A 12,705-nucleotide genomic window follows, 5' to 3' on the forward strand; every position below is an offset into this window, starting at 1 on the left:
GCAGCGCACCAGGCTTTAGGCCTTGCAGGACAAGGCGAATTTGGTTGCAAACGAATCTATCGAGACGAACACCAATTCGGGCCCGACGCGCCCCCGGGTAGTGCCGGCCGCTGGCCGGCAACCTCATGGACCCAGCCCGGTGTACGTGGAGCCGGCCAGCGGCCGGCACTACCGGTTGCTTGGACCTGGCTGGGTGTACGTGGAGAGCAAATCATGGGGCGTCAGCGCGGATGCGATGAGGTCTACCGCGCGCCGAACCACAGCAGGCCACTGATCACTGCCGCCAGCAGCAGCGCGCTGGCCAGCAGCCACGGCCAGCGGCTCACGCGCGGCGGCTTGGTCGGTGCTGCGTCGTGGGTGGGCAGGTCCAGCAGGTCGTCCTCGTCTTCGCTGACGATCCGGGTGCGGGCGTCGTGCGGCACTTCCAGCACGAACCGGTGCTGGGTGTCGAACACCAGCTGGTCGCCCGGCAGCAGCCAGCAATGCCGAACCGCCACGCCATTGACCCGGGTAGATTCGCCCGCGCCGAGGTCGCGCAGTAGCACGCGCTCGCCGTGCAGCTCCAGGCGGGCGTGCTGCTCGGCAAAGGCGGGGTCGTCGATGGCGATGTCGGCCTCGGCGCTGCGGCCGATCAGGCGCGGACGGTCCAGGGTGAAGCTGCGGCCGTGGTGCTGGCCGCCCAACCCGCGCAGCAGGCGCAGTTCGTCGCTGCCGGCGTCACTGCGCGGCGGCGCCTGGGCAAGCACCTCGCACTCGCCCTGGATCACCATCTCCACGCCATCCACATACACCGCATCGCCCGCGCGCAGCATGGCCATGCGCCGCACGGGGCGGCCGTTGACGTGGATGCCGCGCGTGCCGGTTGCGACCTGCAGCCAGAGGCCGCGGTCGTCCAGGCAGAACTGTGCAAGCAGCAAGGTGCCGGCGGCGTCACCGCCCAGGCGGACAGTGCCCGAAGCGTGGCGCACGATGCGCTGCACCCCGGGCCGCAGTGGCTGGTCGGGGTGTTGGCGTTGGGTGAAGTGAACTAGCAGGTTCTGCACGCGGCGAAAGCCTAGCAGGTTGCATGTCATCGAAGAAGAAGTGTGATGCAGTCCTTGGAGTTGGACGCAAGGATGCGCACAATGCACGCCCTTCCCGCTGCCGCCCGCCAGGAGCTCCCATGTCCAGCATTGATATCCGCCACGCCCACTCCCTGCCCGTCGATGGCGCCCGCAAGGCGATTGAAGACGTGGCCGCCAAACTGTCCGAGCGCTTCGGCCTGCAGAGCAACTGGGTGGGCGACGTGTTGAACTTCAACGGCTCCGGCGTGGACGGTGCGATCGAACTGCAGCCCGGCCAGGTGCACGTGACCGCCAAGCTGGGCTTCCTGCTGTCGGCGATGAAGGGCATGGTCGAGGGCGAGATCCAGCGCGTGCTGAAGGAAAAGCTGGGCTGAATCCTGGCCCGTCCGCAGGCGCCGGCCATCACATGGCGCAAAGCTGACGCTGATTAGCATCGGGGTGTCCATCCACAGGATCGCCCCATGACCGCACACGACGACTTCGACGACCGCGACACCCGCAGCCCCGACGACAAGCCCTCGCTGGGCGAACAGGCCGAGCGCTTTTCGCGCAAGCTCACCGGTTCGGCCCAGCAGGTATGGCTGGCCGGGCTGGGTGCCTTCGGCCGTGCCCAGGCCGAGGGCAGCCGCGTGTTCGACACCCTGGTGCGGGAAGGCGAAACCATCGAGGCCCGCAACCGCGAACAGAGCGGCGACACGCCGCGCTGGCGCGACAACGTGGAAGAGCAGCTGGGCGAGGCCCGCGAAAAAGCCGCCGGCACCTGGGACAAGGTGGAAAAGGCCTTCGATGACCGGGTGCAGGGCGTGCTCAAGCGCCTGAACATCCCCACGGCCGAGGACGTGGCGGCCCTGAACGCGCGTATCGATGCGCTCAATGCCCGGGTCAACCGGGCCGAGGCGCGTAACGCCTCCCCCAACGCCGACCCGTCCCCGGGAACGCATCAGGGACCGGGCGGCGCCTGAGCCCGCCCCGGGCCCATCTGTGCCAGATGTTGCAAAGCAGCACGGCATTGATGACAATCGAAACCGACCCGCCAATCGCTTCTTCGCCGTTTGTTCCCTCCCCTCACGGCTACGGATTGGCGGGTTTTCTGTGTCTGCTGCTCGAAAGTGAGACGCCGGTCACTGGCTGCGGCTCGGACTTCCGGGGGTTCGTATTGAAGAGCCCCCGCAGACGCCTGCGAGCGCATATAACGAGCGCATATAAACTGTCAATCGCACATCCGTGTTCATCTCTAGCGCCCCATGTTCTCCTGGATTCTGGCTTTACTGTTGGCCCTCATTGTCTGGACGCTTGCCGCCGCCTGGTTCTGGCTGGTGAAGCGCCGCCGCAAGGAGACCCGGCTTGGGCTCAATGCCCTGGCTGGCATGCATTGGCGTGACTTTTCCGAGATCGTCCGGCGCGCCATGCGCGAGCAGCGCGGGCTGCAGGACGTGCCCGGCGAGGTGGACGACAGCCGCGAGCCGCGCAGCGATTTCCTCATGCAGGACGCCCAGCACCGCTGGCTGCTGTCGTGCAAGCATGGCCGCGCGTACCGCATTGGCACCGCGGCGGTGAACGAACTGGGCGCCGCCGCACGGCTGGCCGGAGCCCGGGGCGGCATCCTGATCACCGAGGGCATGGTCGAACGCGATGGCCGCGTGGCCGCCGAGAAGCAAGGCGTGGAGGTGCTCGACGGGCACCTGCTGTGGCCGCTGCTGCAGCCGTACCTGCCCGGCGACATGGAAGCCCAGGTCAAGAACGCGGCCCGCCGCGAGGCGATCCGGCGGATCTCGATTGCCGCGTTGGGATCGCTGACCCTGGGGCTGCTGGTGGGCATGGGCTACCTGACCTCGCGGCTGGACCAACAGGCCGCCCCGGTAGCGGTGACCACGCCGGCCGCGACACCGGTTCAAGCTGCTGCTGCGCCTGCGGACGGCCCGGTGGCCGGCGAGAAGTCGGCAGCCGACACGCCCACCGCTGCCAAGCCGACCGCGCCTGCTGCCGCGCCGGGGATCCTGGGCGATGTGGCCGACCCGGACCCGGCCACGCTGGCGCGCTACCAGAAAGAGCTGGCCCGCACCCTGGCTACCCAGCCGGGCGTGTTGAGTGCGTTCTGGCTTACCCGGCAGACGTTGGCGGTGAACCGGAGTGACGAGATCGACGTGATCTGGCCGTTGGTCTGTACCGAGGTGAAGCGGTACCCGGCGCTGCGGACCGTGCGTATCCAGTTGAATCCGCGTTTGGGCGTGGACGAGCCGGTGCGTTGGCGGCAGTGCGCTACGCTTTGATTTTGTTTGGTATTTAGGAGCAGCCGGGCAGAGCCCGGCTCTACGACCTTGCAATAGCGATAAATTCCGCGCGCATGGCGATGCGTTCGTCGTAATGGCGCCCGCCGGTCATGGGCGCGGCTCTACCGGGCGCCGGGGGCGAATTTTGCGACGAGGTCCCAGGCGTCGCCGAGGAACATCTGGCGCACGCAGGTGATGGGCTGGTCGCCGCGCCAGGTGAGGCGGTCGATGACCAGGCAGGCAGTGCCGGGCTTGACCTCCAGCAACGCCGCGGCGGCGTCATCGGCGCCCCAGGCGCTGATGCGGTGCTGGGCGCGGGTCCAGGACACGTTCTGCAGCAGCCAGCTGCCCGGCGCGGTGGTGTCGAAATCCACGTCCAGCACTTCAGGCACGCCTACCGGGCTGATCAGGCGGTGTTCCAGCGCGAACGGACGGCCATCGGCGCGGTGCAGGCAGCGGATCGCCAGCAGCTTGTCGCTGCCCGACAGCGCCACCTCTTCGGCGGCCTGCGGGCGCGGCGCCCGGTAGGCCCGCTCCAGCAACTGGTAGCCGTAAACGTGGCCGCGTGCGCCCACGGCCATGGCGATATCCGGAATTTCCAGCGCCACCTGCTCCAGGTGCGGCGGCTGCCGGGCCACGAACGAACCGGCGCGGCGGCGGCGCTCGATCATGCCGCTTTCAGCCAGCGCGGTCAGCACCTTGTTCACGGTCATCCGCGAGCAGCCGTACTGCTCCATCAGTTCGTGCTCATAGGGAATGCGGAACCCCGGCTCCCACTGCCCACTGAGGATGCGGCTTTCCAGATCGGCGCGGATGCGCTGGTTGAGGGTTTCAGCTTTCTTGCCCGTCACTCGGGAGTCCTGGATGGGTGCGACCGGCACTCAGCCGGCCGACAACAACGTCTGCAATGCGCGGGCGAAACGGGCGGCCACGGCATCACGCTGCAGGTGACGGCCCTGATGGACCAGCTGGCGACCCTGGCGCCACACCGAACGCACCGCACCATTACGTGCGGCGAACACCCAGCTGTCAAGCAAGGCGTCGCCGTCACGGGCGATCAGGGCCGGGTGCGTCGGGTCCAGTTCGACCACGTCGGCCGGGGCGCCCACCTGCAGCCCGGTGACCACGCCCAGCGCCTGCCCGGCGCCGTGCAGCGACTGCTCGAACAGCCAGCGGCCGCTGGACTGGCCATCGCCCGGCGCCAGCACGTTGCGCCCGCGCAGCTGCAGGCGCTGCCCGTACTCGAGCAGGCGCAGTTCTTCGGCTGCGTCGATCAGCACGTTGGAGTCCGAGCCGACGCCAAAGCGCCCACCCGCGCGCGCGAACGCCTGCATCGGGAACAGCCCGTCGCCCAGGTTGGCCTCGGTGATCGGGCACAGCCCCACCACCGCGCGGCTGGCCAGCATGCGCTGCACCTCGTCGTCGTCCACGTGGGTGGCGTGCACCAGGCACCAGCGTTCGTCCACGGCGGCGTGTTCGTACAGCCAGCGCACCGGGCGCAGGCCGCTCCACGCCACGCAGGCGTCCACCTCGCGGGTCTGCTCGGCGATATGGATGTGCACCGGACCGGTAGTGAGCGGCAGCAGTGCGTTGAGTTCCTCGCCGGTCACCGCCCGCAGGCTGTGCGGGGCGATGCCCAGCACGGCGTCATCCAGGCCCTGCAGCGCCTGGGTACAGCCCTGCAGCAGCGCGGCGAACCCGTCCACGTCGTGGATCAAGCGGCGCTGCGCCGGGTTGGGTGCGGCACCGCCGAAATCGGCATGCGCGTAGAACACCGGCAGCAGGGTCAGACCGATGCCACTGCCCTGCGCCGCGGCGGCGATGCGTTCGGCCATCTCGGCGCGGTTGGCGTACGGGGTGCCATCGGCGGCATGGTGCAGGTAGTGGAACTCGCCCACGCGGGTGAAGCCGGATTCGAGCATTTCCACGTAGGCCTGCTCGGCGATGGCCTGCACCGCCTCGGGCTGCAGGTGCGCCAGGAAGCGGTACATCAGCTCGCGCCAGCTCCAGAAGCTGTCACCGCTCTGGCCGCCGATCTCGGTCAGCCCGGCCATGCCGCGCTGGAAAGCGTGACTGTGCAGGTTGCCCAGCCCCGGCAGCGCGATGGCCAGCGCGGTGTCGCCCGGCTGGGCGGGCACGCCAGCACTCACGTCGGTCAGGCAGCCGCCGGCGCACACAATGCGCACATCGCGGACCCAGCCCTGCGGCAGCAGTGCGTGGGCGGCATGGAAAACAAGGGTCGCGGCGGGGGTGGCTGGCATCACTGGACATCCCGGAAGTGGCGCCTATATTGTATAGACATATAAGCCGATGTGGTTGCTGCCATGCACTGTGACACCCTCTGGTACCACGCCCACCTGATCACCGTCGATGGCCCGGGCCTGGGCGTGATCGAAAACGGGGTGATCGCCGCCACCGACGGCCGCATCGTGCACGTGGGCGCGGCCGGTACCGAGACGCACCTGCAGCCGGCGCAGCGTATCGACTGCGGCGGCCGCTGGATCAGCCCCGGGCTGGTCGACTGCCACACCCACCTGGTCTATGCCGGCAACCGCGCCGGCGAGTTCGAGCAGCGCCTGCAGGGCGTGAGCTATGCCGACATCGCCCGCGCCGGCGGCGGCATCGTCTCCACCGTGCGCGCCACCCGCGCCGCCAGCGAGGCCGAGCTGATCGCCGCCAGCCTGCCGCGCCTGGACGCGATGCTGGCCGAAGGCATCACCACGCTGGAAATCAAATCCGGTTACGGGCTGAGCCTGGACGATGAAACCAAGCAGCTGCGCGTGGCCCGCGAACTGGGCCGCCTGCGCGCGGTGGAGATCGTGCCGACCTTCCTGGGCGCGCATGCGATTCCGCCCGGCCGCGATGCGCAGGACTACATCGACGAAGTGTGCAACGTGATGATTCCGGCAGTGGCCGCGCAGGGCCTGGCCGAAGCGGTGGATGTGTTCTGCGAGAACATCGCCTTCAGCGCCGCGCAGGCCGAGCAGGTATTCGTGGCCGCCCGCCAGCACGGGCTGGCGATCAAGATCCACGCCGAACAGCTCAGCAACCAGCATGGCGCAGCGCTGGCTGCACGCCACGGCGCGTTGTCGGCCGACCATATCGAACACCTGGATGCCGAGGGCATCGCGGCGATGGCGGCGGCCGGCACCGTGGCGGTGCTGCTGCCGGGCGCGTTCTATTTCACCCGCGACACCACCCTGCCCCCGATCCCGGCGCTGCGTGCAGCCGGCGTGCCGCTGGCATTGGCCACCGATTCCAACCCCGGCACCTCGCCACTGACCAGCCCGCTGCTGGCCATGAACATGGCCGCCACCCTGTTCCGCATGACCGTGGACGAGTGCATCGCCGGCTTCACCCGTGAAGCAGCGCGCGCGCTGGGCCGTGCCGATCGCGTGGGCCGGCTGGCGGTCGGCCTGGACTGCAACCTGGCCCTGTGGGACATCGAGGCACCTGCCGACCTGGTGTACCGCATGGGCTTCAACCCCCTGCACGCGCGCGTGATGCGCGGCGTATCCGTCTGATTTTTGTGATGTCTGGAGATTCCATGAGCACTACCCTGACCCTGCAGCCCGGCGCGGTGACGCTGGCGCAATGGCGCGCGATCTTCGATGGCGCGCGCGTGCGCCTGGACCCGGCCTCCGCCGCGGCGGTGCTGCGCAGCGCGCAGACCGTGGCCGATATCGTGGCCAAGGGCGCGCCGGTGTACGGCATCAATACTGGCTTCGGCAAGCTGGCCAGCGTGCGCATCGAGCGCGAAGACCTGGCCACCCTGCAGCGCAATATCGTGCTGTCGCACGCCGCCGGCGTGGGTGAGCCGATGCCGGCGCCGGTGGTGCGGCTGATGATGGCGCTGAAGCTGACCAGCCTGGCCCAGGGCGCGTCGGGCATCCGCCCGGAAACGCTGGCGCTGCTGGAAGCCTTCCTGCAGCACGACATCGTGCCGGTGATTCCGTGCCAAGGCTCGGTGGGCGCGTCGGGTGACCTGGCCCCGCTCTCGCACCTGGCGAGCGTGATGATCGGCGTGGGCGAAGCGTTCGTCGGTGGCGAGCGGCTGCCGGCCGCCGACGCGCTGGCCCGGCACGGCCTTGCGCCGCTGGTTCTGGGTGCGAAGGAGGGCCTGGCCCTGCTCAACGGCACCCAGTACTCCACCGCCTACGCACTGGCCGGTCTGTTTGCGATCACCACCGTGTTCCAGGCCGCGCTGGTCACTGGTGCGCTGTCGGTGGAAGCGGCCAAAGGCTCGGACACGCCGTTCGACCCGCGCATCCACAGCATCCGCGGCCAGCGCGGGCAGATCACCACCGCCGCCACGCTGCGCACGCTGATGCAGGGTTCGGCCATCCGCGAATCGCACCGCGACAACGACGTGCGCGTGCAGGACCCGTACTGCCTGCGCTGCCAGCCGCAGGTGATGGGCGCGGCGTTCGACGTCATGCGCCAGGCGGCCACCACGCTGGCGATCGAAGCCAACGGCGTGTCCGACAATCCGCTGGTGTTCACCGACACCAATGAAGCGCTGAGCGGTGGCAACTTCCACGCCGAGCCGGTGGCCTTCGCCGCCGACATGCTGGCCATGGCCATCTGCGAAATCGGCTCGATCAGCGAACGCCGTACCGCGATGCTGGTGGACCCGGCGCTGTCCGGCCTGCCTGCCTTCCTCACCCCGAAGCCCGGCTTGAATTCGGGCTTCATGATTCCGCAGGTGACCGCCGCGGCGCTGGTCTCGGAAAACAAGCAGCGCGCCTACCCGGCCAGCGTCGATTCGATTCCGACCTCGGCCAACCAGGAAGACCATGTGTCGATGGCCGCGCATGGTGCGCGCCGGTTGCTGGCGATGGCCGAGAACGCGGCCAACGTGGTTGGCATCGAGTTGCTGGCCGCCGCGCAGGGCTGCGACTTCCATGCCCCGCTGCGCTCCAGCGACGCGCTGGAAGGCGTGCGTGCGCGTCTGCGCGCGCAGGTACCCACCCTCCAGGACGACCGCTACTTCCATCCGGACATGGTGGCCGCCACCAACCTGGTGCGCAGCGGCGCACTGGCCGAGGGCCTGGCCGACGTGCTGCCGCAGGTGGAGCCGCTGGCATGACCACCCACCCGGACTGGCTGCAGGTGCACGAGGGCGATGCGCCGCTGATCGTCAGCTTCCCGCATACGGGCAGCGAGCTGCCGCACGACCTGATTGATGGCTACCACTCGCCATGGCTGGCGCGCCGCGATGCCGACTGGTGGGTGCATGAGCTGTACGACTTCGCCCGCGGCATGGGGGCCACGACCGTGCGCTCGGCGATCTCGCGCTCGGTGATCGACCTCAACCGCGACCCCAGCGGCGTGTCGCTGTACCCGGGCCAGAACACCACCGGCCTGTGCCCGCTGACCACCTTCGACAACCAGCCGCTGTACCACCCCGGCAGCGAGCCGGACGCGGCCGAGATCGCGCGCCGCCGCGACACGTATTTCGCGCCGTACCACGACGCGCTGGCCGCGCAGATCGCACGGCTGCGCCAGCACCACGGCACCGTGGTGGTGTATGACGCGCACTCGATCCGCTCGCATATTCCGCACCTGTTCGACGGCGAGCTGCCGCAGTTCAACCTGGGTACCGCCGGCCCGTCGGGCGCGGTCGATACGTCCTGCGACAACACGCTCAGCGACGTGGTGGAGAACCTGCTGAAGATCAGCGGCCTGTCCCACGTGCGCAACGGCCGCTTCAAGGGCGGCTGGATCACCCGCCACTACAGCAACATTCCCGGTGGCGTGCACAGCCTGCAGATGGAACTGGCCTGCCGTGGCTACATGCACGAGCCGGCACCGGACCAGGTGGACGAACACAGCTGGCCCACCCCGCTCGACCCCGACCACGCCGCACCGCTGCGCCACACCCTGGCGCAGGTGCTCAACGCCTGCCTTGCATTCGCTACGAACCGGAGCGCCGCATGACCCGCAACGACCCGTCCCGCACCATCATCGCGCCTACCGGCACCACGCTCACCGCCAAGAGCTGGCTGACCGAAGCGCCGCTGCGCATGCTGATGAACAACCTGCACCCCGACGTGGCCGAGCGGCCGCAGGAACTGGTGGTGTACGGCGGCATCGGCCGCGCCGCACGCGACTGGGAGAGCTTCGATGCGATCGTGGAAACGCTCACGCGCCTGGACGACGACCAGACCCTGCTGGTGCAGTCGGGCAAGCCGGTGGGCGTGTTCCGCACCCATGTGGATGCGCCGCGCGTGCTGATCGCCAATTCCAACCTGGTGCCGCGCTGGGCCAACTGGGATCACTTCAACGAGTTGGATAAGAAAGGCCTGGCGATGTACGGCCAGATGACGGCCGGCAGCTGGATCTACATCGGCGCGCAGGGCATCGTGCAGGGCACCTACGAAACCTTCGTGGAGATGGGCCGCCAGCACTACAACGGCAGCCTGGCCGGCAAGTGGCTGTTCACCGGTGGGCTGGGTGGCATGGGCGGCGCGCAGCCGCTGGCTGCGGTGATGGCCGGTGCCTCCTGCCTGGCGGTGGAATGCCGCAAGAGCAGCATCGAGATGCGCCTGCGCACCGGCTACCTGGACACCTGGACCGACAATCTGGATGAGGCGCTGCGCCTGATCGAGGAATCCTGCACGGCGAAGAAGCCGCTGTCGGTGGGCCTGCTCGGCAACGTCGCCGACGTGCTGGACGAACTGCTGCTGCGCGGGGTCAAGCCGGACCTGCTGACCGACCAGACCTCCGCGCACGACCCGGTCAACGGCTACCTGCCGCAGGGCTGGACGGTGGAGGAATGGGACGACAAGCGCGTGACCGCGCCGAAGGTGGTGGAGAAAGCCGCACGTGCCTCGATGGCCACCCACATCCGCGCCATGCTCGCCTTCCACGCGCTCGGCGTGCCGACCGTGGACTACGGCAACAACCTGCGCCAGATGGCGCTGGAAGAAGGCGTGGAAGACGCGTTCGATTTCCCCGGTTTCGTGCCCGCCTACATCCGCCCGCTGTTCTGCCGCGGCATCGGCCCGTTCCGCTGGGCCGCGCTGAGCGGTGACCCGGAAGACATCGCCAAGACAGATGCCAAGGTAAAGGAGCTGATCCCGGACAACCCGCACCTGCACCGCTGGCTGGACATGGCCGCCGAGAAGATCAAGTTCCAGGGCCTGCCCGCGCGCATCTGCTGGGTGGGCCTGGGCGACCGTGATCGCCTGGGCCTGGCCTTCAACGAGATGGTCGCCAGCGGCGAGCTGAAGGCACCGGTGGTGATCGGCCGCGATCATCTGGACAGCGGCAGCGTTGCATCGCCGAACCGCGAAACCGAGGCGATGGCCGATGGTTCCGATGCGGTGTCCGACTGGCCGCTGCTCAATGCCCTGCTCAACACCGCCAGCGGTGCCACGTGGGTGTCGCTGCACCACGGCGGCGGCGTCGGCATGGGCTTCTCGCAGCATGCCGGCATGGTGATCGTCTGCGACGGCACCGAAGCGGCCGCCAAGCGCATCGCGCGCGTGCTGTGGAACGACCCGGCCACGGGCGTGATGCGGCATGCCGATGCCGGGTATGACATCGCGGTGGAGTGTGCGAAGGAGAAGGGGTTGGATCTGCCGGGGATTCTGGGCTGATCCCGATGCGTCCCGACCAACGGTCGGGACCTACCGCTCCGGATGCGTCGCGACCAACGGTCGGGATCTACCGCGCCTGATGCTTCCCGACCAACGGTCGGGATCTACCGCTCCTGATGTGTCCCGACCAACGGTCGGGATCTACCGCGGGCCGCGTAGAGCCGGGCTCTGCCCGGCTGCCCCTGTTGCCTAATCGTCCAACGGCACGTCACCGTCCCAATTGAACGACGGCATCCACTTCGCCACATCCTCCACCGGCTGCGGCAGCCGACCTTCCAGCCAACCCAGCAGATCATCCGGCGAGAACCCCGGGTCACTGGATTGAATCCGCCATGACAGGAACTCGCTGGCCGGGCCATTGAGGTACGGCGGCGGCGCGACGGGCATGAACGTCGTCGGCAGCGCTTCGGTCACCGACAACCCGTTGACCACATACGCAAGCTCCTGCACGGCACTCCAGGCCAGCGGATGCGCAAGATCCAGCGCGAACCCCACGTACCAGGTGCTGTCCTCGCCCCTGCCCCAGTGCATCGGCGACGCCGACATGGCCGGAATCTTCTGCAGATACTCCAGCAGTTTCTTGAATTCGCCTTGCTTGGCCAAGTGGTTCTCCTGTGGCGTGACGTCGTCTGACAGTATCGCGGAAACCTCCCCCGGCATCCCGCTGATCCGAGTCTGAAATCGACGCGAACGCGGCGGCTGGTTCGGCGCGGGGATGTCCGCCCGCAACCCTGTCTTGTACCCCCCTGCTGGCGTCGTGCCGGCCCGGCCTACAATGTCCATGCACACAGGAGGAGGGACGCATGGGACGCAGGCGCACGCATCTTATCGACGTCATGGCCACATGGCCGTGGTACGTCAATGTTGGCGCAGGCGCGCTCGGCTTCGCCGCATTGCGCATGCTCGCCCCGCAGTGGCACGAGCGCACCACTGGCACCCCGACCGCGTTGATTGCCGGCATAGCAGCACAGGCGGCGGTTGCATGGCTGTGGCTGGGGCTCTGCCTGGTGGCGGCGGTGGTGTCGTGGGCTGGCGCACGTCGACGGCGCCGGTTGCTGGACACGCGCACCGGGCTGGAGAGTCTTTCCAGTAACGGATGGCGTGACTTCGAACGACTGGTCGGCGAAGCCTACCGGCGACAGGGCTATACCGTCGAGGAAACCGGCTTGGGCGGTGCCGACGGCGGCATCGACCTGGTCCTGCGCCGCGATGGCAAACGCACGCTGGTGCAATGCAAACAATGGCGGCGCCAGCAGGTGGGCGTGTCGGTGGTGCGCGAAATGTATGGCCTGCTGGCGCACCACCGCGCAGACGCCGTGCTGATTGTCAGCAGCGGGGGCTTCACTCGCGACGCGCAGACCTTCATTGTCGGAAAGCCCATCACGCTGGTTGCGGGTGAGGACCTCTTGGGAATGATTCAGAAGGTGCAGGCACGTGGGACGGCGATGCCTGCCGCAAGGATCGAGCCGGTGCTGACAGACTCGGCACCTGCCTCGGAGGTGTTGACCTGCAAACGCTGCAGCGCCCCTATGGTGGAACGTCGTAATCGCAGAACCGGTGACGTATTCATGGGCTGCAGTCGCTTTCCCGCTTGTCGCGGCTGAAAGCGGCAACCTCTAGTCGATCGCATGCGGGTTCACGGGCGGAACGGAGAGCAGCCGACCAACGGTCGGCTCTACTCGTACCGGAGCAGCCGCCCCCTTGCGGCCGTACGGCACGGACGGGTGACGCGCTGCGCCATACCTGTTAACTTTCGCGCCATCTTTT

The 12,705-nt window shown here is 68.3% G+C and carries 12 protein-coding genes; 8 read left to right on the forward strand and 4 right to left on the reverse strand.

What is annotated here, in order from left to right; all coding sequences use genetic code 11:
- Positions 1-242 precede the first annotated feature (242 nt).
- Positions 243-1,043: an FHA domain-containing protein gene (locus AC6CHL_RS03965; protein ID WP_447594499.1), complete on the reverse strand. Its 801-nt coding sequence runs from the start codon at positions 1,041-1,043 to the stop codon at positions 243-245.
- A gap of 119 nt (positions 1,044-1,162) precedes the next feature.
- Between AC6CHL_RS03965 and AC6CHL_RS03970 the strand changes: the two genes are divergently transcribed.
- The 3 genes from AC6CHL_RS03970 to AC6CHL_RS03980 all read left to right on the forward strand — a co-directional run bounded on the left by AC6CHL_RS03970 (position 1,163) and on the right by AC6CHL_RS03980 (position 3,334).
- Positions 1,163-1,438, forward strand: coding sequence for a polyhydroxyalkanoic acid system family protein (locus AC6CHL_RS03970; protein WP_038687727.1), 276 nt, complete (start codon positions 1,163-1,165; stop codon positions 1,436-1,438).
- Between the two features lie 87 nt (positions 1,439-1,525).
- Entirely contained in the window at positions 1,526-2,026 is a 501-nt protein-coding gene (locus AC6CHL_RS03975) for a phasin family protein (RefSeq protein ID WP_038687726.1), read from the forward strand.
- A 282-nt stretch (positions 2,027-2,308) separates the two neighbouring features.
- Entirely contained in the window at positions 2,309-3,334 is a 1,026-nt protein-coding gene (locus AC6CHL_RS03980; RefSeq protein ID WP_498293441.1) for a restriction endonuclease, read from the forward strand.
- A gap of 122 nt (positions 3,335-3,456) precedes the next feature.
- On the opposite strand, the gene hutC is transcribed toward AC6CHL_RS03980, so the two are convergent.
- Both hutC and AC6CHL_RS03990 read right to left on the reverse strand, forming a co-directional pair.
- The gene (hutC, locus tag AC6CHL_RS03985) at positions 3,457-4,185 is read right to left on the reverse strand and encodes a histidine utilization transcriptional repressor HutC (RefSeq protein WP_137189801.1); all 729 of its coding nucleotides are present in this window, start codon (positions 4,183-4,185) and stop codon (positions 3,457-3,459) included.
- Between the two features lie 30 nt (positions 4,186-4,215).
- Positions 4,216-5,595 (reverse strand): formimidoylglutamate deiminase, encoded by a 1,380-nt coding sequence (locus tag AC6CHL_RS03990; protein ID WP_498293443.1) that lies wholly within the window; start codon positions 5,593-5,595, stop codon positions 4,216-4,218.
- 63 nt (positions 5,596-5,658) lie between these two features.
- Between AC6CHL_RS03990 and hutI the strand changes: the two genes are divergently transcribed.
- Genes hutI through hutU form a run of 4 tightly spaced genes read left to right on the forward strand, consistent with a single transcriptional unit; the run spans position 5,659 to position 10,938 of the window.
- Positions 5,659-6,858, forward strand: a complete 1,200-nt coding sequence (gene hutI / locus AC6CHL_RS03995) for an imidazolonepropionase (RefSeq protein ID WP_498293444.1) — start codon at positions 5,659-5,661, stop codon at positions 6,856-6,858.
- Between the two features lie 23 nt (positions 6,859-6,881).
- Positions 6,882-8,423, forward strand: a complete 1,542-nt coding sequence (hutH, locus tag AC6CHL_RS04000; protein ID WP_314401721.1) for a histidine ammonia-lyase — start codon at positions 6,882-6,884, stop codon at positions 8,421-8,423.
- A complete protein-coding gene (hutG, locus tag AC6CHL_RS04005; protein ID WP_447594507.1) occupies positions 8,420-9,274 on the forward strand; it encodes an N-formylglutamate deformylase in 855 nt (284 codons plus the stop codon). The genes hutH and hutG overlap by 4 nt, the downstream gene beginning before the upstream one ends.
- Positions 9,271-10,938, forward strand: a complete 1,668-nt coding sequence (gene hutU / locus AC6CHL_RS04010; protein ID WP_498293445.1) for a urocanate hydratase — start codon at positions 9,271-9,273, stop codon at positions 10,936-10,938. The genes hutG and hutU overlap by 4 nt, the downstream gene beginning before the upstream one ends.
- A 189-nt stretch (positions 10,939-11,127) precedes the next feature.
- Here the strand turns inward: hutU and AC6CHL_RS04015 are convergent, their stop codons facing one another.
- Positions 11,128-11,541 (reverse strand): hypothetical protein, encoded by a 414-nt coding sequence (locus AC6CHL_RS04015; protein WP_498293446.1) that lies wholly within the window; start codon positions 11,539-11,541, stop codon positions 11,128-11,130.
- A 200-nt stretch (positions 11,542-11,741) separates the two neighbouring features.
- Here AC6CHL_RS04015 and AC6CHL_RS04020 point away from each other — a divergent pair, with 200 nt between their 5' ends.
- Positions 11,742-12,542, forward strand: coding sequence for a restriction endonuclease (locus AC6CHL_RS04020; RefSeq protein ID WP_498293447.1), 801 nt, complete (start codon positions 11,742-11,744; stop codon positions 12,540-12,542).
- Positions 12,543-12,705 lie beyond the last annotated feature (163 nt).

Source organism: Stenotrophomonas sp. GQ19 (genome assembly GCF_059758695.1).